At 61.2% G+C, this 25,010-nt stretch carries 21 protein-coding genes and 1 pseudogene; 15 read left to right on the top strand and 7 right to left on the bottom strand.

What is annotated here, in order from left to right; translation table 11 throughout:
• Nucleotides 1-210 precede the first annotated feature (210 nt).
• The 6 genes from idi to Q7V03_RS14780 form a co-directional block, all read right to left on the bottom strand.
• A complete protein-coding gene (gene idi / locus Q7V03_RS14805) occupies nt 211-747 on the bottom strand; it encodes an isopentenyl-diphosphate Delta-isomerase (protein WP_304926360.1) in 537 nt (178 codons plus the stop codon).
• Nucleotides 744-1,925, bottom strand: a complete 1,182-nt coding sequence (locus tag Q7V03_RS14800; protein WP_304926359.1) for a geranylgeranyl diphosphate reductase — start codon at nt 1,923-1,925, stop codon at nt 744-746. Before Q7V03_RS14800 ends, idi begins: the two co-directional genes overlap by 4 nt.
• A gap of 1 nt (nt 1,926) precedes the next feature.
• The gene (locus Q7V03_RS14795) at nt 1,927-3,240 is read right to left on the bottom strand and encodes a BCD family MFS transporter (RefSeq protein ID WP_304926358.1); all 1,314 of its coding nucleotides are present in this window, start codon (nt 3,238-3,240) and stop codon (nt 1,927-1,929) included.
• Nucleotides 3,237-4,145 (bottom strand): chlorophyll synthase ChlG, encoded by a 909-nt coding sequence (chlG, locus tag Q7V03_RS14790; RefSeq protein WP_304926357.1) that lies wholly within the window; start codon nt 4,143-4,145, stop codon nt 3,237-3,239. The genes Q7V03_RS14795 and chlG overlap by 4 nt, the downstream gene beginning before the upstream one ends.
• Nucleotides 4,146-4,293: 148 nt before the next feature.
• Nucleotides 4,294-5,649, bottom strand: a complete 1,356-nt coding sequence (ppsR, locus tag Q7V03_RS14785) for a transcriptional regulator PpsR (RefSeq protein WP_304926369.1) — start codon at nt 5,647-5,649, stop codon at nt 4,294-4,296.
• 111 nt (nt 5,650-5,760) lie between these two features.
• Nucleotides 5,761-6,552 (bottom strand): hypothetical protein, encoded by a 792-nt coding sequence (locus tag Q7V03_RS14780; protein ID WP_304926356.1) that lies wholly within the window; start codon nt 6,550-6,552, stop codon nt 5,761-5,763.
• 320 nt (nt 6,553-6,872) lie between these two features.
• On the opposite strand from Q7V03_RS14780, the gene bchF reads away from it, so the two are divergent.
• The 15 genes and pseudogenes from bchF (at nt 6,873) to Q7V03_RS14705 (ending at nt 22,818) form a co-directional block, all read left to right on the top strand.
• Nucleotides 6,873-7,361: a 2-vinyl bacteriochlorophyllide hydratase gene (bchF, locus tag Q7V03_RS14775; RefSeq protein WP_304926355.1), complete on the top strand. Its 489-nt coding sequence runs from the start codon at nt 6,873-6,875 to the stop codon at nt 7,359-7,361.
• On the top strand, nt 7,358-8,650 hold the full coding sequence (locus Q7V03_RS14770; protein WP_304926354.1) for a ferredoxin:protochlorophyllide reductase (ATP-dependent) subunit N: 1,293 nt from the start codon (nt 7,358-7,360) through the stop codon (nt 8,648-8,650). Before bchF ends, Q7V03_RS14770 begins: the two co-directional genes overlap by 4 nt.
• Nucleotides 8,647-10,230, top strand: a complete 1,584-nt coding sequence (gene bchB, locus Q7V03_RS14765; protein ID WP_304926353.1) for a ferredoxin:protochlorophyllide reductase (ATP-dependent) subunit B — start codon at nt 8,647-8,649, stop codon at nt 10,228-10,230. The genes Q7V03_RS14770 and bchB overlap by 4 nt, the downstream gene beginning before the upstream one ends.
• A pseudogene (locus Q7V03_RS14760) lies at nt 10,220-13,773 on the top strand (magnesium chelatase subunit H). The gene bchB and the pseudogene Q7V03_RS14760 overlap by 11 nt, the downstream one beginning before the upstream one ends.
• A gap of 34 nt (nt 13,774-13,807) precedes the next feature.
• Complete coding sequence (gene bchL / locus Q7V03_RS14755; RefSeq protein WP_304926352.1) at nt 13,808-14,707, top strand: ferredoxin:protochlorophyllide reductase (ATP-dependent) iron-sulfur ATP-binding protein; 900 nt, start codon at nt 13,808-13,810, stop codon at nt 14,705-14,707.
• Nucleotides 14,707-15,372 (top strand): magnesium protoporphyrin IX methyltransferase, encoded by a 666-nt coding sequence (gene bchM, locus Q7V03_RS14750; RefSeq protein ID WP_304926351.1) that lies wholly within the window; start codon nt 14,707-14,709, stop codon nt 15,370-15,372. The genes bchL and bchM overlap by 1 nt, the downstream gene beginning before the upstream one ends.
• On the top strand, nt 15,372-16,811 hold the full coding sequence (locus Q7V03_RS14745) for a PucC family protein (RefSeq protein WP_370651137.1): 1,440 nt from the start codon (nt 15,372-15,374) through the stop codon (nt 16,809-16,811). Before bchM ends, Q7V03_RS14745 begins: the two co-directional genes overlap by 1 nt.
• A gap of 15 nt (nt 16,812-16,826) precedes the next feature.
• Nucleotides 16,827-17,600, top strand: a complete 774-nt coding sequence (puhA, locus tag Q7V03_RS14740; RefSeq protein WP_304926350.1) for a photosynthetic reaction center subunit H — start codon at nt 16,827-16,829, stop codon at nt 17,598-17,600.
• Complete coding sequence (gene puhB / locus Q7V03_RS14735; protein WP_304926349.1) at nt 17,597-18,232, top strand: photosynthetic complex putative assembly protein PuhB; 636 nt, start codon at nt 17,597-17,599, stop codon at nt 18,230-18,232. The genes puhA and puhB overlap by 4 nt, the downstream gene beginning before the upstream one ends.
• A gap of 9 nt (nt 18,233-18,241) precedes the next feature.
• Entirely contained in the window at nt 18,242-18,706 is a 465-nt protein-coding gene (puhC, locus tag Q7V03_RS14730; RefSeq protein WP_304926348.1) for a photosynthetic complex assembly protein PuhC, read from the top strand.
• Nucleotides 18,707-18,728: 22 nt separating this feature from the next.
• On the top strand, nt 18,729-19,025 hold the full coding sequence (locus tag Q7V03_RS14725) for a hypothetical protein (RefSeq protein WP_304926367.1): 297 nt from the start codon (nt 18,729-18,731) through the stop codon (nt 19,023-19,025).
• Nucleotides 19,022-20,128 (top strand): magnesium-protoporphyrin IX monomethyl ester (oxidative) cyclase, encoded by a 1,107-nt coding sequence (acsF, locus tag Q7V03_RS14720; protein ID WP_304926347.1) that lies wholly within the window; start codon nt 19,022-19,024, stop codon nt 20,126-20,128. The genes Q7V03_RS14725 and acsF overlap by 4 nt, the downstream gene beginning before the upstream one ends.
• An 85-nt stretch (nt 20,129-20,213) precedes the next feature.
• Nucleotides 20,214-21,038 (top strand): putative photosynthetic complex assembly protein PuhE, encoded by an 825-nt coding sequence (gene puhE, locus Q7V03_RS14715; RefSeq protein ID WP_304926346.1) that lies wholly within the window; start codon nt 20,214-20,216, stop codon nt 21,036-21,038.
• Nucleotides 21,028-22,239: a 5-aminolevulinate synthase gene (gene hemA / locus Q7V03_RS14710; RefSeq protein ID WP_304926345.1), complete on the top strand. Its 1,212-nt coding sequence runs from the start codon at nt 21,028-21,030 to the stop codon at nt 22,237-22,239. The genes puhE and hemA overlap by 11 nt, the downstream gene beginning before the upstream one ends.
• A gap of 81 nt (nt 22,240-22,320) precedes the next feature.
• A complete protein-coding gene (locus Q7V03_RS14705; RefSeq protein ID WP_304926344.1) occupies nt 22,321-22,818 on the top strand; it encodes a cytochrome c family protein in 498 nt (165 codons plus the stop codon).
• A gap of 212 nt (nt 22,819-23,030) precedes the next feature.
• On the opposite strand, the gene dxs is transcribed toward Q7V03_RS14705, so the two are convergent.
• Complete coding sequence (dxs, locus tag Q7V03_RS14700) at nt 23,031-24,938, bottom strand: 1-deoxy-D-xylulose-5-phosphate synthase (protein ID WP_304926343.1); 1,908 nt, start codon at nt 24,936-24,938, stop codon at nt 23,031-23,033.
• Nucleotides 24,939-25,010: the final 72 nt, after the last annotated feature.

Below are 25,010 nucleotides of genomic sequence, written 5' to 3'. Positions count from 1 at the left end.
AACCCTGACCTTCCACAACACGGCTTCCAGAAACAGCCGGTTGTCCTTCGCCGTCACCCCGCGCGACCGCGAAGAGCCCGGCAAAAGGGGTTCGAGTATCTGCCAGCTCCGGTCAGAAATGACAAAACGCTCAGCCCGCATGCATGCCTCCTCAAAAGGAAGCTTGAATCACGATATGCAGACCATGGGAATCCCAAATGTCCACAGCCCCTAGGTTTGACACGCGGAATAGTCAGTGCTGAGCGCTGCAACTCCAGCTTCCAGATATATTTTGAGCCAAGGCGTATACAGGGCCGGATCAGCGCTGACCTGACTGACAAGCTGCGCGCGCGGCACCCATTTGGTCTGCATCACCTCAGCCGGGTTCAGCGCAAGAGCCAGATTGTCCGAAGCCTCGGCCACAAAGATATCAACCGCCTCATGCTCGGTCAGACCGTTGCCAACATCGGCACGGTATTCGATGTGGCCCGCGGATTGCAGCGCAAGCCCGGTGATGCCCAATTCCTCGCGCAGGCGGCGGGTGGCGCAATCCATCGGGTCTTCGCCCCAGCGCGGATGGGTGCAGCATGTGTTGGTCCAGAGCCCCGGTGTGTGGTATTTTCCCATAGCGCGGCGTTGCAGCAGGGTCTTGTCACCATCCATAACGAACACAGACACCGCCAGATGCCGCAAGCCGCGCTGATGCACCTCCAGCTTATCAACCGGGGTCAGCGCGCCGTTCAGCCAAGCGGGGATCATCTGGGTCATACATATTCCGGGGGCACAAAGCCCAGCAGGTGCCGCACATTCTTAAAGCCGATCTTGATATGCGCCAAGGGGCGGGCGGATACCAGTTTCTTGTTCATATAGGCCTCAAACGTCAGCTTTTGCACGTCAACATCGTGACACAGGCTGACAAAGCGTTCGCGGCGCTCGTCGGATTTATAGTAAGCATCCTGCATGGAGCGCAGCACTTTGAACACTGTGCCGTGTTCCTTCATAAACAGCTTGCGGGCGATGCGCAGCTTTGACGTCCGGCCTGTGGCAAGCGTGGCCTGCGCCGCCGTGGCCGCCACCCGCCCGCCAACCATCGCGTAGTAAATCCCCTCGCCCGAGGATGGTGCCACAACCCCCGCCGCATCGCCCGCCAGCACCACATCGCGGCCATTGTCCCAGCGATCCATCGGGCGCAGCGGAATCGGTGCTCCTTCACGGCGGATGGTTTCGCATCCCGCAAGGCCCGCCTGCGCGCGCAGATCGGCGGTGGCCTGTTTCAGGTCAATGCCGTCAATCCCGGTGCCCATACCGACCGAGCATTGATCGCCATGCGGGAACACCCAGCCGTAAAAATCCGGGCTGATCTTGCCATCATAGATCACATCGCAGCGCCTCGGATCATAGGAATTGCTCGCCTGCGGGGCCTTGATAATCTCATGGTATGCAATGACATAGGGGATTTTGTCACCGCCCGGAACCTCGGCTTTGGCGACGTTAGAGCGCGCGCCATCAGCCCCGATCACCAGTTTGGTCGCCTGCCGCATCTCGGCGCCGCTGGCCTTGTCGCGGTAGACGACATGGGTGCCGTCGCTGTCCCGCTCCAGACGCAGATAGGTGCCGGTCAACCGCACGGCCCCATTCTGCACAGCCCGCTTGCGCAGAAATTCGTCGAAATGCTCACGGTCCACCATGCCAACAAAGCCGTTCTCAATCGGAATATCGACCGAGCGTTGCGTGGGTGAGATCATCCGCGCCGTTTGAATTTGTGCAACAATCTGATCCGCCGGAATTGAAAAATCCTCGATCAACCGAGGCGGGATCGCGCCACCGCAGGGCTTGATCCGGCCTGCCCTGTCCAGAAAAGCCACGTCGCAACCCGCCCGTGCAAGGTCATTTGCAGCCGTCGCCCCAGAAGGCCCGCCGCCGATCACAATGACATCATAGCTCATGTTATTCTCCTGCAACCATATGGCCCAAACCGGGCTGGCGCTGTGCGTCGATGATACGCGCGTCAATGATACGCGCGGCCATCACAGCCGCCGCCACGAAAAGCCCGGCTTCCAGCATGAAGACAAAGCCAAAGGCGCTGGCCGTATCGGTGAACTGCCGGGCCAGATCGACCGCACCCGCACCGATCAGCCCACCAAATCCGGCAGCCAGTGCTTGCGACGCGCCCCAAAGCCCCATCCTTGTGCCCTCGCGCGCGCCGCGCCCTTCGCCCGCCAGCGCCATCATGGATCCGATGGCCGCGACCGCGAACATGCCGTTGAACAGACCAAGCGCAACGGTGGCTGGCAGCACAAGCGCAATGCCTTGGGCGGTTTGTCCGGCCAGCGCGATCACCGCCAGCGCCAGCGCCGACCCCGCGCAGCCCAGCATCACCCAAGCCCGCAGCGATCCGATCCGCAGCCCGGTCGCGGCAATGCCGACCGTCAGCATACCAACAAACACTCCACCATTCTGCGCGCCCGAAAGCTGCGTCGATTGGCCGGGGGTAAAGCCAAAGGCCAGGCCGGCATAGGGCTCTAGGATCAGCTCTTGCATGAAATAGGCGGTCATCGACAGGAAGATGAACAGCGTGAAATGCCGCGCGCGCGGCTCGGCCCAGATCTCGGCGATGCCGCTGCGAAACGACTGCGGCGCGGACTGCGGGACGGATGCACCGCCATGCCGCCGCTCGATCCCCCAAATCGCCAAAATCGTCAGCGTCATCGCGATCACTCCGACCCCGGCCACCAGTTCCAGCAACCGCACGGGCGAATAGGGGTCAAGCAGCTTGCCCACCACCGTCGCCGTCACCGCGATGCCAAAGATCATCATCAGCCAAGTGATCGTCGCCGCCGCCGCCCTGCGCCGCGAATGCGTGGTCGTCGCCAGCAGGGCCAACAGCGAGGTTCCAGAAGCCCCTACCCCCACGCCGATCAGCGCATAGGCCACAATGGACATCGCCAAGCCCGACCAATAGGCTGTCGTCATCACCACAAAACCCAGTGCCGCCAGAAACCCGCCCAAAGCCAGCACCATCATTCCCAGCACGATAAACCGCGTGCGATTGCCGCCGCTGTCAGAGCGGAACCCCCAGTTCGGCCGGGTGATCTGCACGCCGTAATGCAGCGCCACCAACAGCCCCGGCAGCACCGCGGGCAAGGCGGCCTCGACCACCATCAGCCGATTGAGCGTCGATGTCGTCAGCACCACAATCGCGCCCAGACACAGTTGCACCAACCCCAACCGCACGATGGAAAACCACGACAGATGCGTCATTGTGCAACCTCTAACGTGCGGATGGCAAAAGCCGTGATCATCATGCCGCTGACATACATCGCGATGCCGGTGGCGTTATACCAAGGCGCTTTGCCCTTGGGGTCGGCCAGCAAGGTTTTCATCGCCCAAACCTGCGCCGCCAGCAGCGCCAGAACCGCAAGCGCGTGCCACGGCCTACCCCAGATGAACAGAAGTGCGATCACCAACGCCTGCGCCACACCCATCACCGTGCAGGCAACCCGCGCCGCCACTTCAGGCCCCAGAGTGACGGGAAGCGAGCGCACGCCATGTTGCCGGTCACCTTCCAACGCCTTGAAATCATTCAGAGTCATAATGCCATGCGCGCCAAACGCATACAGCAGCGCCATGGTCACAACCGGGAAACTTGGCATGGCCTGCGACAGCACAGCGGCCCCGGTGAACCACGGCAGCCCTTCATAGCATAGCCCGACCAGCCCCGGCCCCCACCAGCCCGACCGCTTCAGCCGCACAGGTTCGGCAGAATAGGCCCAAGCCGCCAGCACGCCCACCACGGTCGCAGCAAACCCCCACGGCCCCAAAAACCAGCCCAAGGCCAGCGACAGCACCGACATCGCCAGCGCAATCCACAACCCCCATCGCCCCGGAATCCGCCCCGACGGGATCGGGCGGTGTGGCTCGTTCACCGCATCTACATGGCGGTCACACCAGTCATTCGCAGCCTGCGACATGCCGCAAACCACCGGGCCCGCCAGAACCACACCCAAAATCACCAGCGGCCACGACGACCACGGCGCAACGCCCGCCGAGATGATGCCGCACAGATAGGCCCACATCGGCGGAAACCAGGTGATTGGTTTGATCAGCTCCAAAACGGCTTTGGGCTGAGGACGGGTGATGATGTGTAAGCTTGTTGATACATCCATGTGTCAACTAAACATTACATTTCTGAGTCGATCAAGCGCAGAATTGCGGCCTGGGCCACCGAGCCGCGATCAGCCGAACAACGCCCCAGCAAACCGTGCAAAAACGCCCGCGGCTGCGGGGTATCGTCGGAACATCAGGGGGGTGGACCTATTCGTCGTCCTTGCTCAGCAAACCGAATTTTCGCAGCTTCACATACAGCGATTGCCGCGACAGCCCCAGCATTTCGGCAGCCGCCACCCGGTTGTTGCGCGTCAGATCAACCGCAGTCTGGATGCACATCTTTTCGACAACATCGGTGGTCTCGGTTACAATGTCTTTAAGCGTCGATGATCCCACCAACTCCATCACAGACCGCATGCCATCATCGCCCGCCGAGAACCCAGGCTTGCGCAACATTTCCGACCTGCTGGCATCACGGATGATCAGCCCAAAGCCGGGCTTGGGGCGATCGCTGAGGAACGCAGCCGAAATCTCGACAGCAACTTCACCCTTGAACTCGCTGAGAATCCGCGTTGCATACATCCGCAGCTGCCGTGCGCGGCGGGTGTTGTCCAACAGAACCCGCAGATCAACGCCGCCCCGCGCCAGAAAATCCGCCATCGAGTGGCCTCGGACGCTGGCAAGATGTGTGCTATCCGTCAGCTTGAGAAACGCATCATTGGCCGAGGTGATGATGCCATCCTGATCCAAAAACACCATGCCATCCACACCTTCGTGGAAAAGCCGCTCAAGGTTTTCGTTGGTTTCCGTGTTTGGCGTATTGGCAAGTTCGGGCGCCTCAATCCGGCACAACATCAGCCGTTCACCTGCTGCGCGGAACAGTTTGGGGATCACCCGCACCCTGCGCTGCGAGCGCCGCGCGACCAATTCCACAGGGCTGACCGCATCCGCGGAGGCGATGTTGGACAGGCTTTCCAGAAACTCGCCGCGACGGCGTCCCTCAAACTCTTGCGCAATCGCAGCCCCGATCAAATCCTGCCGCGAGCCGCCCAGCATCAGTGCCGCCGCCGCGTTCAGATCAGAAATCCGCCCGCTGTTCATCGCAACCAGCACAACCGCATCGCGCGTCGCTTCCATAAGCACACGGTAGCGGGTGTCCATCTCGCGCTGCGTCTCATAGTCTCGCTCCAGCGCAAACTGCGCCATCACCAACTGCTGCTGCATCTCGGCCACCGGACGCATGTCGCGGCCCATCATCAGGATGGTATTATCCTTGCCGATGTTGTGCATCGAATAACGCACCGGAAACTCCCACAAACTCTGATCTATGTGGTTCAACTCCACGGCAAGCGCGCGCGCACCCTGCTTGGCGATCACCGCAAGCCGTTTGACGAGCTTTTCATAACTTTCATCGGTGACAATATCTTCCACGGGCTTGCCAACCCAACTGTCCAGCCGCCCAAACGCCGGATGCCCCGGATTGACCATCACAGCGGCCACGCGGGCATCGCCCGAAATCAGCAAAGAAATGTCCGCAGCCGTTGACACGATCTCAGAGAGCATCTCTGGATCAATCAGCGGCATCGTCATGCCCGTCAAAAAGTGTTTCGTATCAGTGTTCACAGCAGTTTCGCCATTTTTGCCGCCCGCCCGTTCAATCGGGACTACGGTGTGTTAAGCGCGCTTGAGCACGCAAAAGGCGTCGAACTTAAGGCCCATGACCTCCAGAGCTGCGCCGATGTCATTTGATGAAAAATCAGCTCCTGTGCATGAAGCCGGATCCTCCACTTTTGACATCACCGCGCCCCCGACGACGATGGGGGTCGGCTTGTCCATGATGGTCTTCAGAAATTGTACGGTCTTTGTGACAGATTCGAGTTTTTCTTTCGTCGCGACCGAGATCATCACCCCGTCGAAGTGCCGTGCGGCCATCAAACTGCGCAGTTCGTTGAAGCTTGGCGCAATTCTGAGGCATACCGAAACCCCATAGCGCCGCATCTGCCCGGTTGCCACCATCGGCCCCAAAGTGTGCTGTTCGCGGTCCGGCACGATCAACATCACCGTGCCATGCCCGGTGTCGCCCGCCTGATCGGCCACCCAAGCCGTGCCAATCTCGCGCAAAAGGCTTTGCATCCGCCCGACGCCAATCGTCACGTCGATCCAGGACATTTCGTCGTCGTGCCAAGCCTGACCCATCCGCCGCGCCGCAATCGGAATGTAGACATCCGCCAGCGCAGCAAGACTGATCCGCGCCCGCTTCACTTCTGTCAGCAATTCCGCGAAGGCCGCCTTGGTGCCCGATAACGATGCGGTCATCAGCCCCGTAACCAAAGTCTCGCGCGGCTCGACCACAGACTTCGCGCTGCGATCTGCCAGCAGTGACACCACCTGAGAGGCAAAGAAGCTGACCCCGGAAGTATCCCCAGCCAAAGCGCGCACCTGATTGAGAGGCTGAAACTCCTGCATGGGTCCGGCTCCACAAAAGGGCGCCCGCTAAACCGCAACCTGAATATGTCAGCACGATCGGGGTCATCCTTGGCCTTAATTCTCCATTAGGTCCAACATATTGTCAAAGAAAATTGACACCATAAACATTAAGTATGCACGATAGATTTTACAAGCACATGTTTCTAAATAATAATCACTATCTTTTGGTGCAGCAAAAGTTTGGGGTTCACGCCGGAAATCGCAGAGAGTGTCAACTAAAATAGTGTAAGTTTTAGTTGACACATTCGAAATCGGAGGGCTAGGGTTAGCAAGCAGACACGTCGTTTGAAAGCCCAGCCATGCCAGCGAATCGCCCGAAGAAGCCTCTCCGCCAGCCGCTCTACACTGCGGCAGAGCGTGCGCGCCGCGATGCCACCAAATGGACGCTGGTGCAGGGTATTCTGGCCCCGGTGCAGTTTCTGGCCTTCGCGATCTCGTTGGCTCTGGTGCTGCGCTACATGTTGACGGGTGACGGTTACAGCGCGGCAACCCTCTCCATTCTGGTGAAAACCGGCCTGCTTTTCCTGATCATGGTCACGGGCGCTATTTGGGAGAAGGTGGTGTTCGGGCAATACCTGCTTGCGCCTGCGTTCTTCTGGGAAGACATGTTCAGCTTTGCCGTCATCGCGCTACATTCTGCTTATATTATAGCGCTTTGGACCGGGGCGCTGTCGCCAATGGGGCAGATGGCGCTGGCGCTGACCGCTTACCTGACCTACGCGATCAACGCCGGGCAATTCATTCGCAAGCTGCGCCTTGCACGGCTGGATCAGGCGGTGCGGGCATGACCGGCACGCTTCCCGCCCTTGGCTGCACCAATACGCCCGTGCTGAAAGAACGGGGCCAGCGCGAGGTGTTCTGCGGGCTGACCGGCATCATCTGGCTGCACCGCAAAATGCAGGATGCGTTCTTTCTGGTGGTTGGGTCGCGCACCTGCGCCCATCTTTTGCAATCGGCGGCAGGGGTGATGATCTTTGCCGAACCGCGCTTTGGCACCGCGATTCTGGAAGAGAAAGATCTCGCTGGTCTGGTCGATGCCCAAGCCGAGTTGGACCGTGAAGTTGCGCGGCTGCTGTCACGCCGCCCTGACATTCGGCAGCTGTTTCTGGTGGGATCTTGCCCGTCCGAAGTGATCAAACTTGACCTGCACCGCGCGGCTGAGCGGATGAGTGCAGCGCATGCGCCGCATGTGCGGGTGCTGAATTATTCCGGCTCGGGCATTGAGACCACCTTCACCCAAGGCGAAGACGCCTGTCTTGCCGCCATGGTGCCTGCACTGGCGCACAGCGAGGCACGCGAGGTGTTGATTGTCGGCGCGTTACCCGATGTGGTGGAAGATCAGGCGCTTGCCTTGCTGGCCGCGATGGGCATCACCAATGTGCGTTGCCTGCCTGCCCGTCGCAGCGCCGACGCGCCGCAGGTCGGCGAAAATACCGTGTTCGCGCTGGTGCAACCGTTCTTGGGCGACACCCATGCCGCCCTGCTGCGCCGGGGTGCGCGCCATATTGCAGCACCCTTCCCGTTCGGCGCCGAAGGCACGACGTTGTGGCTGCAAGCCATCGCCCACGAATTTGGTGTGCCACAGGCGGTGTTTGATGCCGTTATCGCCGCCCCCCGCGCCCGTGCAGAAAAGGCCATCGCCGCAGCCCGCCAAACCCTTGACGGCAAGTCGATTTTCTTCTTCCCCGACAGCCAGCTTGAAATCCCCCTCGCACGCTTTCTGACCCGCGAATGTGGCATGACCGCGCTAGAGGTCGGCACCCCGTTCCTGCACCGCGATTTGCTGGCCCCGGAACTGGCTTTGCTGGCGGCCGGTCCTGTGATCTCGGAAGGCCAAGACGTTGACAAACAACTCGCCCGCGCCCGTGCAGCCCGCGCCGATCTGACCGTGTGTGGCCTTGGCCTTGCAAACCCGCTGGAAGCCGAAGGCATGGCGACCAAATGGGCCATCGAGCTGGTGTTCACCCCAGTGCATTTCTACGAACAGGCCGGCGATCTGGCCGCCCTGTTTGCCCGCCCGCTGCGCCGCCGCGCTTTGCTTGCGCCCTTGGCCCCCCGGATGGAGGCCGCCGAATGAAGCTGACTTTGTGGACATATGAAGGCCCGCCGCATGTCGGTGCGATGCGCGTAGCCACCGGCATGAAAGGCCTGCACTACGTCCTGCACGCGCCGCAGGGTGACACCTACGCAGACCTGCTGTTCACCATGATAGAGCGCCGCGACCATCGCCCACCGGTCACTTACACCACTTTTCAGGCCCGCGATCTGGGCGGCGACACCGCCACCTTGTTCAAAACCGCCTGTCAGGATGCGGTTGACCGCTTTGCCCCCGAGGCGCTGATTGTGGGCGCGTCTTGCACCGCTGAACTCATCCAGGATGACCCGGCGGGTTTGGCCGAAAGCATGGATCTAGGCATCCCGGTGATCCCGCTGGACCTGCCCAGCTATCAGCGCAAGGAAGGCTTCGGCACCGATGAGACGTTCTTGCAGATCGTCCGCCATCTTGCCAAACCCATTGCCCGCAGCGCGCAGATCACCGCCAACCTGATCGGCCCCACAGCGCTCGGCTTCCGGCACCGCGACGATATCGTGGAAATCACCCGCCTGTTGGCCGACATGGGCATCAACGTCAGTGTCTGCGCCCCGATGGGCGCGCGCCCATCTGATATCGCCCGGCTTGGAGCTGCACATTTTAACGTCCTGATGTACCCCGAACACGCCGAATCCGCCGCCCGCTGGCTGGAGACGAATTGCAAGCAGCCCTATACCAAATGCGTGCCGATTGGCGTGGGGGCGACGCATGATTTCCTCGCCGAAGTGGCCGCAATCACCGGCCTGCCGATCAAATCCGATACCTCCCGCCTGCGCCTGCCATGGTGGACCCGCAGCGTTGATTCCACCTACCTCACCGGCAAACGCGTGTTCGTCTTCGGCGACGGCACCCATGTCGCAGCCGCCGCCCGTATCGCCCGCGACGAGATGGGGTTTGAAGTGGCTGGACTTGGCTGCTTCAACCGCGAAATGGCCCGCCCGATCCGCGCTTTGGCGAAAGACTACGGCGTCGAGGCGCTGATCACCGACGACTACCTTGAGGTCGAAGCCGCCATCGCCGCGCTGCACCCCGAGATGATCCTTGGCACCCAGATGGAACGCCACATCGGAAAGCGCCTCGGCATCCCCTGCGCCGTGATTTCGGCCCCGGTGCATGTGCAAGATTTTCCCGCCCGCTATTCGCCGCAAATGGGCTGGGAAGGTGCGAATGTGATCTTTGACACTTGGGTGCATCCCTTGGTCATGGGTCTGGAAGAACACCTGCTGCACATGTTCCGCGATGATTTCGAATTTCATGACGAGGCGGGCGCGTCGCACCACGGTGGCCAGCACATCGCCCGCCCGGCCAGCGCCGAAGCCACCCCCGCGGCCGCGGCCGCGACAGAAGCGGGCTCGATGCCCGCCGAGATCGCCACCGTTGTCGAAGAAACCGCCACCGACTCCAACGTGATCTGGCTGTCGGATGCCGAAAAAGAGTTGCGCAAGATCCCGTTCTTCGTGCGAGGCAAGGCGCGCCGCAACACCGAAAAGTATGCCGAAGGTAAAGGGCTGACCCGGATCAGTATCGAAACACTGTATGAGGCCAAAGCCCATTATGCGCGCTGACCCCCCCCTCACCGGCACCCGCGTCAGCTACAACATCGTTGTGGTCACGCTGGATCAACACGCCGCAGGCCCTGCCGCACGGGTGGCACCGCGATTGGTCCGCGATTTCCCTGGCCTGACCATCACCATCCATGCCGCCGCCGAATGGGCCGAAAACCCCGCCGCTTTGCTGCGCTGCAAGACAGATCTGCAAACCGCCGACATCATCATCGCCAATCTGATCTTCATTGAAGAACACATCAACGCCATCCTGCCCGACCTGACCGAAGCCCGCCCGCGCGTCGATGCCTTCATCGGTGTCATCGCCGATACGCAGATCGTCAAGCTGACCAAGATGGGCGATCTGGACATGTCCAAGCCTGCCTCGGCGGCGATGGCTTTGCTGAAAAAGCTGAAGCCCAGTGCCAAGACCTCTGCCAATTCCGGCGAGAAGCAGATGTCGATGCTGCGCCGCATCCCGAAAATCCTGCGCTGGATTCCGGGCAAAGCCCAAGACATGCGCGCGTGGTTTTTATCGATGCAGTATTGGCTGGGTGGCTCTGACGACAATATCGAGCAGATGGTGCGCTTTTTGATTGGCCGCTATTCCACACATAAGGATTGGCGCGGGGCGGCGTCAAAAGCCCCGGTCGATTACCCCGATGTCGGGCTTTATCACCCAAAGCTTGCGGGCCGCATCACCACCGATCTTGCCAGCGTACCGCGTCCTGCGGGGGCCACCGCCACCGTCGGCCTTTTGATGCTGCGGTCTTATGTGCTGGCGTCGGATACCGCGCATTATGATGCGGTGATCGCCGCGTTTGAGGCCAAGGGCATCGCCTGCATCCCGGCCTTTGCGGGTGGGCTTGATGGCCGCCCCGCGATCAACGCCTATTTCAAAGGCATTGACGCGATGGTGTCGCTGACAGGTTTCAGCCTTGTCGGGGGCCCCGCCTACAACGACAGCCCCGCCGCCGTGGCCGCCCTGTCGGCGCTGGATGTGCCCTATATCGCCGCGCACCCCTTGGAGTTTCAGACCCTCGGCCAGTGGGCGCAAGCAGGCCAAGGCCTTGGCCCGATTGAAACCACCATGCTGATCGCGCTGCCGGAAATTGACGGCGCAACAAACCCCACCGTTTTGCGGGTCGTCATGGCCTCGATGGCTGCCAAGGTTGCCACCACATGTGCAAAGGCCACGAAGACAGCCGCGCGATGTCCGCCTGCCCCGAGCGTATCACCTCGCTGGCCGAGAAAACCTATCGGCTGGCCAAGCTGCATCAGGCCAAAAATGCCGACAAAAAGCTGGGCATCGTGCTGTTCGGCTTTCCGCCGAATGCGGGCGCTGCTGGCACCGCAGCTTACCTGTCGGTGTTTGAAAGCCTGCACAACACGCTGACCGCGATGAAGGCCGATGGCTACACCCTTGATGTGCCTGTATCGGTCGATGACCTGCGCGCAGCTGTTCTGGGGGGCAATGCCGCGTTTTACGGCCAGCCCGCCAATGTCGCGGCCTTTGTCGATGCCGATATCATCGTGCGCAACACCACCCATCTGGCCGAGGTGGAAGCTGTCTGGGGCCCCGCCCCCGGTCGCGTGCAATCCGATGGCCGCCGGGTGTTCGTGCTGGGCAAACAGTTCGGCAATATCTTTGTCGGATTGCAGCCCACGTTCGGCTATGAAGGCGACCCGATGCGCTTGTTGTTCGAGCGCGGCTTTGCCCCCACCCATGCCTTCGCGCAGTTCTACCTGTGGCTGCGCAACACCTTTGAAGCCGATGCTTTGCTGCATTTCGGCATGCACGGCGCGTTGGAATTCATGCCCGGCAAACAAGCGGGCCTTGGCGGAAATGACTGGCCGGATCGTCTGATTGGCGAGGTGCCAAATATCTACCTTTACGCCGCCAACAACCCGTCCGAAGCCACCCTTGCCAAGCGCCGCAGCAACGCCGTCACCATCACCCATCTGACGCCGCCGCTGGCGGCAGCTGGGCTTTACAAGGGTCTGGTTGATCTGAAAGATTCACTCACCCGCTGGCGCAGCTTGGCCCCCGCCGCCCCCGAGCGCGCCGACTTGGAAGCCCTGATCGCCGAACAAGCCGCCGTGGTCGATATGTCCGGCCATGCCCCCGCAGCACTTTGGCTGAAACTGCTCGAGGCCGAAGCCGCCCTGATCCCCGATGGCCTGCATGTGCTGGGCCGGCCGATGAGCGCCGCCGCCCGTGCCGATTACCTGAACCTGCTGCCGCCGATGGATGCAGCCGAGCGCGCCCGCATCGACGCGCAGTTGCAACAGGATACCGAAATCCCCGGCATCCTGCGCGCCCTGTCCGCCCGCTTCATCGCCCCCGTCCCCGGCGGCGATCTGATCCGTAGCCCGCAAATCCTGCCCACGGGTCGCAACATCCACGCCTTCGACCCGTTCCGTATGCCCACCGAGTTCGCCCTGCGCGATGGTGCGGCCCAAGCCGACCGTCTGCTTGCCGCCCACCCCACCCTGCCGCGATCCATCGCACTGGTGCTGTGGGGCAGCGACAATATCAAATCCGATGGCGGCCCGGTTGGCCAAGCTTTGGCCCTGATGGGTGCCCGCCCGCGTTTTGACAGCTATGGCCGCCTGTGTGGGGCCGATCTGGTACCACTGGCCCAGCTTGGCCGCCCGCGTATCGACGTGCTGATGACGCTGTCGGGCATCTTCCGCGACCTGCTGCCGTTGCAAACCAAAATGCTCGCCGAAGCCGCCTACAAAGCCGCGATGGCGGATGAACCGCTGAGCCAGAACTTCATTCGCGCCCACGCCCTCGCCTATGCCGAACAGATGGGCGTCGATATGGAGACCGCCAGCTTGCGCGTGTTCTCCAACGCCGAAGGGGCTTATGGGTCGAACGTCAACCAACTGGTCGACAGCTCGGCGTTCGGGCAGGAAGATGAGCTGGCCGACGCTTACGAGGCCCGCAAAAGCTTTGCCTATGGCCGCGATGGCAAAGCGGTGAAAAACGCCGCCATGCTGCAAAAGGCACTGAAAAACGTTGAACTCGCCTATCAGAACCTAGAATCCGTCGAACTTGGCGTCACTTCGGTCGATCACTACTTTGACACCCTGGGCGGCATCGCCCGCGCGGTGAAACGCCAGCGCGGCAGCGATACGCCGGTCTATATCAGCGACCAGACCCGCGGCACCGGCAAAATCCGCACGCTGCGTGACCAGATCGCGCTGGAATCCCGCTCGCGCACCCTGAACCCGAAATTTTACGAAGGCCTGCTGAAACACGGCGCCGAAGGTGTCCGCCAGATTGAGGCGCATGTGACCAACACGATGGGCTGGTCGGCCACGGCGGAAGCGGTCGATCCATGGGTCTATCAGCGCCTGTCGGAAACCTTTGTGCTGGATGAAGCGATGCGCAAACGCATGGCCGCGCTGAACCCGGTGGCCTCTGCCCGGATGGCCAACCGCCTGATTGAAGCGTCAGAGCGCAGCTATTGGACGCCAGACGCCGCCACTTTGGCCGCGCTGCAAGGTGCCGCCGATGAACTTGAAGATCGACTTGAAGGGATTGCAGCAGAATGACCGCGATCCATCCCTCCACAGAAAGAACCCGCTCATGACCCTGCATCCTCTCCCTATTTTGCGCGGCCTTGATGGCGACGGTTCTGTGCAAGTGCATCAGGACGCCGATACCAAAATCGAAGGCGCAAAGGTGTTTTCGGTCTATGGCAAGGGCGGGATCGGCAAATCCACCACCTCCAGCAACCTGTCAGCCGCGTTTTCGATGATGGGCAAGCGGGTGTTGCAGATCGGTTGCGACCCCAAACACGACAGCACGTTCACCTTGACCGGGCGGCTGCAAGCCACCGTCATCGACATCCTGAAAGACGTGGATTTCCACGCCGAAGAACTGCGACCCGAAGATTACGTTGCCACCGGCTTTAACGGGGTGAAATGCGTCGAGGCAGGTGGACCCCCGGCGGGCACTGGCTGCGGCGGTTATGTCGTGGGCCAGACGGTGAAACTGCTTAAACAGCACCACCTGCTGGAAGACACCGATGTGGTGATTTTCGACGTGCTGGGTGATGTGGTCTGCGGCGGTTTTGCCGCCCCCTTGCAGCACGCCGACCGCGCTTTGATCATCACCGCCAATGATTTCGACAGCATCTACGCGATGAACCGCATCATCGCCGCCGTGCAAGCCAAATCCGGCAACTACAAGGTGCGGCTGGCGGGCTGCGTGGCGAACCGATCGCGCGAAACCAATGAGGTGGACCGCTACTGCGAACGTGTCGGCTTCAACCGTATCGCGCACATGCCTGATATTGACGCCATCCGTCGCTCTCGCCTGAAGAAAAAAACCCTGTTCGAGATGGACGATAGCGAAGACATCGTGATGGCCCGCGCCGAATATATGCGGCTGGCCGACAACCTTTGGCGCTCGGTGCAGGAACCCGGATCAACCCCTGCGCCGCTGCCAGATCGTGAGATTTTTGAACTGCTGGGGTTCGATTGATGACCAGTTACGCTGCAACCCTGACCCGCGTGGAAGACTACTTCGACCGTTCGGCCACCAAAGTGTGGGAACGACTGACCTCAGACGCGCCCGTGTCCCGCATCCGCCAGACCGTGCGCGAGGGCCGTGATAAAATGCGCGCGCTGATGCTGTCGCGCCTGCCCACCGACCTGCGCGGCGCGCGGGTGCTGGATGCAGGCTGCGGCGCGGGGCAGATGACGGCTGAGTTGGCCGCACGCGGGGCCGACGTGATGGCCGTCGACATCTCGCCCGCCTTGGTCGATATCGCCCTTGCCCGCCTGCCCGCCGAACATGCTGCCCGCGTCAGCTTTGCCAGCGGCGACATGACCGCCGACCATGGCCGCTTTGATTACGTCATCGCGATGGACAGCCTGATTTACTACGGCACCACCGACATCACCGCAGCCCTGGATCGCCTCGGCAGCCGCACCGACAAGGCCGTGGTGTTCACCGTGGCCCCCAAAACCGCGTTTCTGATGACGTTCTGGAGCATGGGCAAACTGTTCCCCCGCGCCGACCGCAGCCCGATCATGGTGCCGCATGCCTTCACCACCCTGAACCGCACCACCCAAGGCCGGGTCAGCAAAATCGACCGCGTCTCCCGCGGGTTCTATATCTCGGAATGTCTGGAGTATCGTCCGTGATCTTTTTCAAGTCGAAACATGTGCAACAGCTTAGCGCCAAATGGATGCCGTTCGCTGACGCCGCATCCGAAGGCCTGACCCTGCCGCAACTGCTGCGGCTTGGGCTGTTTCAGGTCTCGGTCGGCATGGCGGCGGTATTGCTGCTGGGCACGCTGAACCGGGTGATGATTGTGGAACTTGGCGTGCCTGCCTCCATCGTGGCGCTGATGATCGCGCTGCCGGTGGTCTCGGCCCCCTTCCGCGCGCTGCTGGGCCATAAATCGGATACCCACAAAAGCTGGATCGGCTGGAAGCGCGTGCCTTACCTTTGGTTCGGCAGCCTGTGGCAAATGGGCGGCCTTGCAATCATGCCGTTTGCGCTGATCGTGCTGTCGGGCGATCAGGTGCATGGACCTGAATGGGCGGGCAAAGCCTTGGCTGGCATCGCGTTTCTGATGACCGGCGTGGGGATGCATATGACGCAAACCGCAGGTCTGGCGCTGGCCTCTGATCGCGCCACAGATGAGACTCGCCCACGCGTTGTGGCGCTGCTGTATGTGATGTTCCTGCTGGGCATGGCGGTTTCTGCCGTGGTGCTGGGCCTGCTGCTGCGCAATTTCGACGAAATCCGCCTGATCCGCGTCGTGCAAGGCTGCGGCGTGGCCACCATGGTGCTGAACCTTGTTGCCCTGTGGAAACAGGAAAAGGTCCGCCCGATGAACGCCGAGGAAATGGCGCAGGCGCGGCCGATCTTTCATGAAGGCTGGCGCGATCTGATGGCGGGCGGCCATGCTGGCCGGCTGTTGTTGGTGGTGATGCTCGGCACGATGGCGTTTCAGATGCAGGATGTGCTGCTGGAGCCCTACGGCGCTGAAATCCTTGGGCTTTCGGTGGGGTCAACCACTTGGCTGACCGCCTGCAATGCGATGGGCGCGCTGGTGGGTTTTGTGCTGGCCGGACGCTGGATGTCCAATGGTCACGACATGTTCCGCATGTCGGCGCGTGGCCTGCTGGTCGGCGTCGTGGCCTTTCTGTTGGTGATCTTTGCAGCACCACTGCATTCGACCGTGATGTTCTACATCGGCGCGTGGAGCATCGGTCTGGGCGCGGGCCTGTTCGCCGTAGCAACCCTGACCGCCGCCATGTCGCTGCCCGAGCACGGCGTGGCCGGGCGCGGGCTGGTGCTGGGCGCTTGGGGGGCGGCACAGGCAACCGCTGCGGGCCTGTCCATTGCGGTCGGCGGCGGCCTGCGCGACAGCGTCGGTGCCTACGCGCTTCAGGGCGGCTTTGGCCCGGTATTTACAGCGCCCGCCTTTGGCTACTCTGTTGTTTATATGATCGAAATCGTCGTTCTGTTTGTCACCCTGATCGCCCTTGCCCCGCTAGTGCGGGTCGCTCTTTTCACCGCGCAATCCAAAGCCGACACCGCCCGTCTGGGCCTTGTCGATTTCCCCAACTAACCCGGAGGACACCTCATGCTGGGCACAACTTTCTTTGGCAACTTTGATCTCGCGTCGCTGGCCATCTGGCTGTTCTGGGGCTTTTTCGCGCTGCTGGTCTATTATCTGCAAACCGAAAACATGCGCGAAGGCTATCCGCTGGAATTGGAGGACGGATCACCTGCGCCAAACCAAGGCCCGTTCCCGCTGCCAAAGCCCAAAACCTTCATCTTGCCGCATGGCCGGGGTGAAGTCACCGTGCCGAACGGCGCGCGTGAAGCCCGCGAAGTGGCCTTGGGCCGCACCGCTGTCTCCGAAGGTTTCCCCCACGCCCCCTTGGGCAATCCGATGACCGATGGTGTCGGGCCCGCCGCTTGGGCCCCGCGCCGCGATGTGCCGGAACTTGACGGCCACGGCCACAACAAGATCGTGCCGATGGCGCAGGCCGCAGGCTTTGCCGTCTCGGCTGGACGTGACCCGCGCGGCCTTCCCGTGCAGGCGGGCGATAACGAGGTGGTGGGCCGGATTTCCGATATGTGGGTCGATGCGCCCGAGCAACTGGTGCGCTATCTGGAAATCAACCTTAACTCGGGCCACCGCTGCCTTGTGCCGATGCCGATGGTGAAAATCTGGAAGGATCGGGTGCGGATCAATTCGCTGTCGTCCGATCTGTTTGACGGCGTACCGGGCACCAAATCCCTGACCGAAGTGACTCTGCTCGAAGAAGAAAAGATCAGCGCCTATTACGCAGGCGGCACGCTGTATGCGGCAGGCAATCGCAAGGGCGGCTCCTTGGCGTGGAAGCCATGAGCGCCCCGCACGACGATTTCGCCACCGAACCGGTGCGCGGCCTGCCAGAACGCCCGCCTGTGGGCGAGGAGTTGCTGTGGCAAGGCCGTCCCGACAGTTTGGCTTTGGCCCGCGATGCCTTCAAGATCACTTGGGTGGCGGGGTATTTCGTGGCGCTGGCGGTCTGGCGGGCCTGTGCGGTGTCAGATGGCAGCCCCGCCTCGGTCATCGCGGTGATGCTGCCCTATCTTGCCATCGGTCTGGTAGCCTGCGGTCTGCTTTACCTGCTGGCGTTAATACAAGCCCGCGCAACCGTTTACACCATCACCACGGCGCGCGTCGCCTTGCGGATTGGGGCTGCGCTGACGGTGACGCTGAACGTGCCGTTCAAACAGGTCGGCGCGGCCACACTGGCAACCAAACGCGGCGGCACAGGCTCGATCGCTTTGGAAACCTTGGGCGAAACCCGGATTTCCTATCTGGTCTGCTGGCCACATGTGCGCCCGTGGCGCTTTGCCAAAACCCAACCCACGCTGCGCTGCATCGCAAATGCTGCCCGTGTGGCGAAGATCTTGGCCGATGCCGCAGAAACCCGCATCAACGAACCTGTGGTCGGCCGTGTAACCCACGGCATGGCACTGGCGGCGGAATAGGAGACGACCATGGTCAGCCAAACTCAAACCCGCGCCCGCCCGTCTGACAGCAAGGACATGATCCCCAAGCACCTGCTGCTGGCGATGCTGGCGCTGGTGATTGCAAGCCTTGCCGTGGTCAGCTTTTCGGTTTTGACCGGGCGCGATCATGTTGGTGTGCCGAAATCTGCCCCCATCGTGGCCGAGCGCAGCATCATCCTGAAAGGCGGCGGCGCGCAGGCGGTGACGGTGCTTTCAACCGATGGCAAGCTGCTGATGGATCTGCCACATGGCGGCTTTATCACCGTCATTCAAAACGGAATGGAACGCGCCCGCTTGACCGCTGGCGTTGATAAATTACTTCCTTTGCGCATTGTGGAATACGCAAATGGCCGCCTTACGGCACAAGATGACTACACCGGATGGAGCGCAGAATTGGGCGCATTCGGGTCTGACAACAGGGCTGCGTTCGAACGGCTCATGTCACAACTGTGATCATAATAAGGGGAACCAAATGATGGCAATCTTTCGTAAAATCGCCGAAGAAGTGCCCTGCACCGTCGAGGTCAGCCACCGCTTCGAAAGCCTGCACGCCCATGTTCGTTTCAACAATGGCGCCGTCGTCTATCCAGGCGATGAGGTTCTGGTGCATGGCGCGCCGATCCTTGCCGCCTACGGCGAGTTGATCATCGAAGATCGCCAAGCCACCATCACCCGCGCCAGTTGGCTGGAACGGCAATGGACCCGCGCCACCGGCGATTTCGGCTTTATGGAACTGTGCGAGTTTTCGTTTTCCGACGAGGTGACGCTATGAACGCCACCCCCAAAGGCCTTGACGCCGATTACGCCGAACTTGCCGCCGCCCAACCGCAAGACACGCAGGCGATGGCGACCGAAACCACCCTGCTGAACCCGCGCTTTTACACCACCGACTTTGACGAGATGGACCGCGTCGATGTCACCCCAGTGCGCAAAGAATGGGATGCCCTGCTGGCCGAGATGAAAGCCGACCCCAACAAGGGCCATTTCAAGAAAACCGTCGATTGGACGGAATGGGATGCCAACTGGGACGGGATGGAGCCAAAGCTGAAGCGCGAGTTTATCGACTTTCTGGTATCCTCCTGCACCGCCGAATTTTCCGGCTGCGTGCTGTATAAGGAAATGAAGCGCCGCGGCTCTAACCCAGATATCTGCGAGCTGTTCAGCTACATGTCGCGCGACGAGGCCCGCCATGCAGGTTTCATCAATGACGCGCTGCGCGAGGCAGGTGTTGCGGTGAACCTTGGCTTTCTGACCAAGGCGAAGAAATACACCTACTTCCGCCCAAAGTTTATCTACTACGCCACCTATCTGTCTGAAAAGATTGGATATGCCCGCTACATCACCATCTATCGCCACCTAGAAGCCAACCCCGACCAACGCTTCCACCCGATCTTCAAATGGTTCCGCGAATGGTGCAATGACGAGTTCCGCCATGGCGAAGCCTTCGCTTTGCTGATGCGCACCGATCCAAAACTGACCAATAGTTTCGCCAATAAACTTTGGATCAGGTTCTTTCTGACGGCGGTGTATTCGACGATGTTCGTGCGCGACCATCAGCGCCCGGAATTCCACAAAGCCCTTGGCGTCGATATCGAATGGTATGACCAAGAGGTCTTCCGCAAAACCTCCACCATCGCGCGGCAGGTGTTCCCGCTGGAAATCGACATCGACCACAAACGCTGGCTGCCCAACCTGCGCCGGATGCGCGATGCGTTTGGGCAGATGGATGCAGGCAAACGCAAAGGCGGCATCGGCGGCTGGTTCAGCCACAAACTGGGCGTTGTCAAAGCGGCCTCGGCCTTCGTAGCCCTTTACACCATCCCGGTGATCAAGCGCGATCCGCCCAAAGACGTGCGGTTGGAGCCGATCTATTGAACGCTGTCCCGCATAAGGTTGGGGGTTTGGGGCGGGCGCGCCCCGGCCCCCGCCCGACTGCTCGGTCGCAAAAGGGCCACAGCCGATGAGCGATAACCCGTGGCTCGCCGCACTCACGACGCTGTTCATGTGGTGGTTCTCCACCGGCGTCATTTTGTGGCGGGTGCGGGTGGCCGACAATGGCACGGCGCAAGATCATCTGAATTCGGTGATCATCGGCCTGCCGCTGCTGGCAATCGGCTTTGCCGCCGCAAACGCATCCTTGCCTGACCTATCGGCCAACGGCATCTACCTTGCGTTTCTGGCCGCACTGGCGCTGTGGGCATGGATCGAACTTGCCTTTCTCTCCGGTATCATCACCGGGCCAAATCGCGCCCCCTGCCCAGCCTTCATCAGCCCGACCGACCGTTTCTGGCACGCCGTCGGCACCATCGCCTGGCACGAACTGACGCTTATCCTCACCCTGACCGCCCTTGGCATCGCCTCGCTTCATGCCGCCAACCCCTTTGCCTTTGGCACCTTCGCGCTGCTGTTTGTCGCCCGCGTCTTTGCCAAGCTGAACCTGTTTCTCGGCGTGCCGCGCATCAACACGCACTTTCTGCCCCGGCCGCTTTCGCATCTTGCCAGCTATTTCCGCATCGGGCGCATCACCGCCTTCTTTCCGCTCTCGGTTTCCGCGCTGACCGTAGGCTCTGCCCTGCTGCTGGAACGCGCGATCAATGTGACACATCCCAGCATGTCGGTGGGCTATGCGCTGCTGACCTGCCTGTGCCTGCTGGCCCTGCTGGAGCACTGGTTCATGGTGCTGCCGCTGCCAGACGAAAAACTATGGCGCTGGATGATCCCGGCCCGCAAAACCCTGAACCTCACACCGCAAAAAGATCAGCTCGAGGACGCCAATGGACTTTGATCAGATTTTCCACAGCCAGCTTGATGCCCTGAAAGCCGAAGGCAACTACCGCTCGTTTGCCGAATTGGAACGCAAACGCGGTGCCTTTCCGCGCGCAGATAACCACAAGGATGGCGCAGTGTCAGAGATCACCGTCTGGTGTTCCAATGATTACCTTGGCATGGGGCAACACCCCGCCGTGGTCAAAGCCATGGTCGACTGTGTGCAAACCAGCGGCACCGGATCAGGCGGCACCCGGAATATCTCGGGCAACAACCACAAACACCTGCTGCTTGAGGCCGAACTGGCCGATCTGCACGGCAAGGCCGCAGCCCTGCTGTTCACCTCGGGCTATGTGTCGAACTGGGCGGCGCTGTCGACGCTGGGCAGCCGTATCCCGAATGCGGTGATCCTGTCGGATGCGGGCAACCACGCCAGCATGATCGAAGGCATCCGCCATTCGCGCGCGGATAAGGTGATCTGGAAGCACAACGATTGGCGCGATCTGGAGCGCAAATTGCACGCCGTCGGTGACCGCCCGAAGATCGTGGCGTTTGAATCCGTCTATTCGATGGATGGCGACATCGCCCCGATCAAAGAGATCGTCGAAGTCGCCAAAGCCCATGGCGCACTGACCTATATCGACGAGGTGCACGCGGTTGGCATGTATGGCCCGCGCGGCGGTGGTGTGTCTGAACGCGAAGGGCTGGCCGACCAGATTGACCTGATCGAAGGCACCTTGGGCAAGGCGTTTGGCGTGGTGGGCGGCTACATCACCGGATCCGCAGCGCTGTGCGATTTCATCCGCAGCTTTGCCTCGGGCTTTATCTTCACCACCGCTTTGCCGCCTGCCGTCGCCGCAGCCGCAACCGCCTCTATTCAGCACCTGAAAACCAGCGATGTCGAACGCCTGCGCCAGCGCGAACAAGTCGCGAAACTGCGGGCCCGGCTTGATCGTTTGGGCATCCCGCATTTGGCCAACGACAGCCATATCATCCCAGTAATGATCGGCGACCCGATAAAATGCCGCATGATCAGCGATATTCTGATGCGCGACTGGGGCATCTATGTGCAGCCGATCAACTACCCCACCGTTGCCAAAGGCACCGAGCGTCTGCGTATCACGCCCTCACCCTGCCACACCGACGCTGACATTGACCATCTGGCCAACGCGCTTTCGGCGCTGTGGCACCGCTGCGCGATCTCGCATGCCGTGGCTTAAATCACGTTCATTTGAAGGTGCTGGGGTGATCCAGATCGGCTCTACAAACGTATAAGTATCAGCGTAACAGGGAGGCTCCTGATGAAATTGAAACTCGCCATAGTCGCGGTCTTGGCAACCGCTGCGGCACCCGCCTTTGCGGCAGGTGATGCAACCAAAGGTGAAGCCACATTCAAGCAATGTCAGACCTGCCACTCGGTGATGGATGAGACTGGCAAGGTCGTGGCAGGTAAGGGTGCCAAGACTGGGCCCAACCTCTATGGCGTGTTCGGCCGTCAGGTCGGCAGCTATCCGGATTTCAAATATGGCGACGCGATCATTGCCGCTGGCAAGACCGGGCTGGTCTGGGATGAGGCCAGCTTTGTAGATTACGTGCAAGATCCGACAAACCACTGGAAGACCGTCTTGGGCGACAAAAGTGCCAAATCCAAGATGATGTTTAAGGTGAAGAATGCGGCTATCGCAGAAGACCTTTACGCCTATCTGATCCAGTTCAGCCCGAACGCAGGTGCCGCAGCGGCCCCGGCTGATGCAGCGCCCATCGATCCGGCCGCCCCTGCGCCAGCGACCACGCCGTAAGCTGCCATAAATGGCAAAATGCAAAAAGGCCCCCAAGATTTGGGGGCCTTTTTGCATCTGGTATCCCAAAATCCGAAACGGCTACACCATATATTGTATGTAAAAAGTCGCAAACCACATCGCGTTCCCAGCTGGGAAGACATGCCCGGTCGCGCGCAAACAAAACTCAAAAGCCCAGCTTGCGGAATCTTCGCAAACTTAAACTGCTGAAATCAGGCGCGCTTGGCGTTCTGCCGCTGTGGCAGCACCTTGTGCACCGCGTCCGCAATATCGGCCACCGTCAGCCCCGCATCGGCATACATCGCAGCCGGGCTGGATTGTTCAATGAACCGATCGGGCAAGGTCAGCGTCCGCAGACGCAAGCCATGATCAAGGCCGCCCGAATTCGCCAGATACTGCAAAACCTGCGCACCAAACCCGCCGCCCGCGCCCTGCTCTACCGTGATGATCGCCGCATGATGCCGCGCCAACTGCCCGATCAACGCGGTGTCCAGCGGCTTGGCAAAGCGCGCATCCGCCACCGTGACCGAAACGCCCTGCGCCGCCAAAGCCTCGGCCGCCAGCAGACATTCCGGCAAATGCGCGCCAAAACACAGCAGCGCCACGTCACTGCCCTCACGCAGCACACGGCCGCACCCGATCTCCAAAACCTCACCCCGCTCGGGCATCTGCACGCCCGATCCCTCACCGCGCGGATAGCGGAACGAGATCGGCCCTGCGTCATAGGCGGCGGCGGTGGCGACCATATGCACCAGCTCTGCCTCGTCCCCCGCAGCCATCACCACGAATCCCGGCAAGTTTGCCAGATACCCCACATCAAACGCCCCGGCATGGGTCGCGCCATCCGCCCCCACCAGCCCTGCGCGATCAATCGCAAACCGCACGGGCAAACCTTGCAAGGCCACATCATGCACGATCTGGTCGTAGCCGCGCTGCAAAAACGTCGAGTATATCGCCACAAACGGCTTCAGCCCCGATGCCGCCATGCCCGCCGCAAAGGTCACACCATGCTGCTCGGCAATACCCACATCAAACACCCGCGCCGGAAACCGCGCCGCCATAATGTCCAGCCCGGTGCCCGAAGGCATCGCTGCCGTCACCGCCACAATACGGCCATCGCGCGCGGCCTCGTCCGTCAAGGCGCGGCCGAACACCGAAGTATAGGCAGGCGCATTGGATTTCGACTTCGCCTGCGCGCCCGAGATCACGTCAAACTTCGCCACGCCGTGATATTTGTCTGCCGCACTTTCCGCCGGCGCATAGCCCTTGCCCTTCACCGTCACCGCATGGATCAGCACCGGCCCCGTCGCACGGGTTTTCGCCGCCCGCAACGTCGCCAGCAATTCGGGCATGTTATGCCCATCAATCGGCCCGATGTAGGTAAAGCCCAACTCTTCAAACAAGGTGCCGCCGCCCGGCGTTGCCGTCACCAGCGCCCGCGCGCGGCGTGCGCCATCACGCAAGGGGCCGGGCAACGCCGCCTCAAAGCCTTCGGCCATGCCGCGCAGCGCCGCAAAGGGCGCATGCGCCGACAAGCCGTTGAGATATTTGTTCAGCGCGCCAACCGGGGGCGCAATGCTCATGTCATTGTCGTTCAGAATAACGAACAACCGTTTGCCCAGATGACCTGCCGCGTTCATCGCCTCATAGGCCATGCCCGCCGTGATCGCGCCATCGCCAATCACCGCAATCGCATCGCCAGTGGGCTGACCCATATCGCGGCCAATGCTAAAGCCCAAAGCCGCCGAAATCGAGGTGCTGGAATGTGCAGCCCCAAACGGATCATATTCAGACTCCGACCGTTTGGTGAAGCCCGAAAGCCCACCGCCCTGCCGCAAACTGCGCATCCGCGCCCGCCGCGCCGTCAGGATTTTGTGCGGATAGCATTGATGCCCGACATCCCAAATCAACTTGTCCACCGGCGTGTTGAACACCGCATGAATCGCCACCGACAATTCCACCACCCCCAAAGACGACCCAAGATGCCCACCGGTTTCCGACACCACCGAAATCACCTCGGCGCGCAATTCATCCGCCAACAGCTTAAGGTCACCGTCACTCATCCCGCGCAAATCGGCCGGGGTGTTCACGGTGTCAAGAAGCGGAGTTTCCAGTGGCATGGCTTTGGCCTTTGCTATGAAAAAAGGTGCCGGGTGCAGAACACACGGCACCAGGGTCCTGTTGCCATTCAG

It is taken from the genome of Cypionkella sp., from assembly GCF_030652235.1.
GTDB lineage: Bacteria > Pseudomonadota > Alphaproteobacteria > Rhodobacterales > Rhodobacteraceae > Cypionkella.
Note: the sequence above shows the minus strand (reverse complement) of the source record. Positions and strands in the feature narration are given on the sequence as shown.

Bases quoted from the DNA above. Each gene is read 5' to 3' on its own strand.
- idi (WP_304926360.1), bottom strand. From the start codon at position 747: ATGACCCAGATGATCCCCGCTTGGCTGAACGGCGCGCTGACCCCGGTT.
- Q7V03_RS14800 (WP_304926359.1), bottom strand. From the start codon at position 1,925: ATGAGCTATGATGTCATTGTGATCGGCGGCGGGCCTTCTGGGGCGACG.
- Q7V03_RS14795 (WP_304926358.1), bottom strand. From the start codon at position 3,240: ATGACGCATCTGTCGTGGTTTTCCATCGTGCGGTTGGGGTTGGTGCAA.
- chlG (WP_304926357.1), bottom strand. From the start codon at position 4,145: ATGGATGTATCAACAAGCTTACACATCATCACCCGTCCTCAGCCCAAA.
- ppsR (WP_304926369.1), bottom strand. From the start codon at position 5,649: ATGCTCTCTGAGATCGTGTCAACGGCTGCGGACATTTCTTTGCTGATT.
- Q7V03_RS14780 (WP_304926356.1), bottom strand. From the start codon at position 6,552: ATGCAGGAGTTTCAGCCTCTCAATCAGGTGCGCGCTTTGGCTGGGGAT.
- bchF (WP_304926355.1), top strand. From the start codon at position 6,873: ATGCCAGCGAATCGCCCGAAGAAGCCTCTCCGCCAGCCGCTCTACACT.
- Q7V03_RS14770 (WP_304926354.1), top strand. From the start codon at position 7,358: ATGACCGGCACGCTTCCCGCCCTTGGCTGCACCAATACGCCCGTGCTG.
- bchB (WP_304926353.1), top strand. From the start codon at position 8,647: ATGAAGCTGACTTTGTGGACATATGAAGGCCCGCCGCATGTCGGTGCG.
- bchL (WP_304926352.1), top strand. From the start codon at position 13,808: ATGACCCTGCATCCTCTCCCTATTTTGCGCGGCCTTGATGGCGACGGT.
- bchM (WP_304926351.1), top strand. From the start codon at position 14,707: ATGACCAGTTACGCTGCAACCCTGACCCGCGTGGAAGACTACTTCGAC.
- puhA (WP_304926350.1), top strand. From the start codon at position 16,827: ATGCTGGGCACAACTTTCTTTGGCAACTTTGATCTCGCGTCGCTGGCC.
- puhB (WP_304926349.1), top strand. From the start codon at position 17,597: ATGAGCGCCCCGCACGACGATTTCGCCACCGAACCGGTGCGCGGCCTG.
- puhC (WP_304926348.1), top strand. From the start codon at position 18,242: ATGGTCAGCCAAACTCAAACCCGCGCCCGCCCGTCTGACAGCAAGGAC.
- Q7V03_RS14725 (WP_304926367.1), top strand. From the start codon at position 18,729: ATGGCAATCTTTCGTAAAATCGCCGAAGAAGTGCCCTGCACCGTCGAG.
- acsF (WP_304926347.1), top strand. From the start codon at position 19,022: ATGAACGCCACCCCCAAAGGCCTTGACGCCGATTACGCCGAACTTGCC.
- puhE (WP_304926346.1), top strand. From the start codon at position 20,214: ATGAGCGATAACCCGTGGCTCGCCGCACTCACGACGCTGTTCATGTGG.
- hemA (WP_304926345.1), top strand. From the start codon at position 21,028: ATGGACTTTGATCAGATTTTCCACAGCCAGCTTGATGCCCTGAAAGCC.
- Q7V03_RS14705 (WP_304926344.1), top strand. From the start codon at position 22,321: ATGAAATTGAAACTCGCCATAGTCGCGGTCTTGGCAACCGCTGCGGCA.
- dxs (WP_304926343.1), bottom strand. From the start codon at position 24,938: ATGCCACTGGAAACTCCGCTTCTTGACACCGTGAACACCCCGGCCGAT.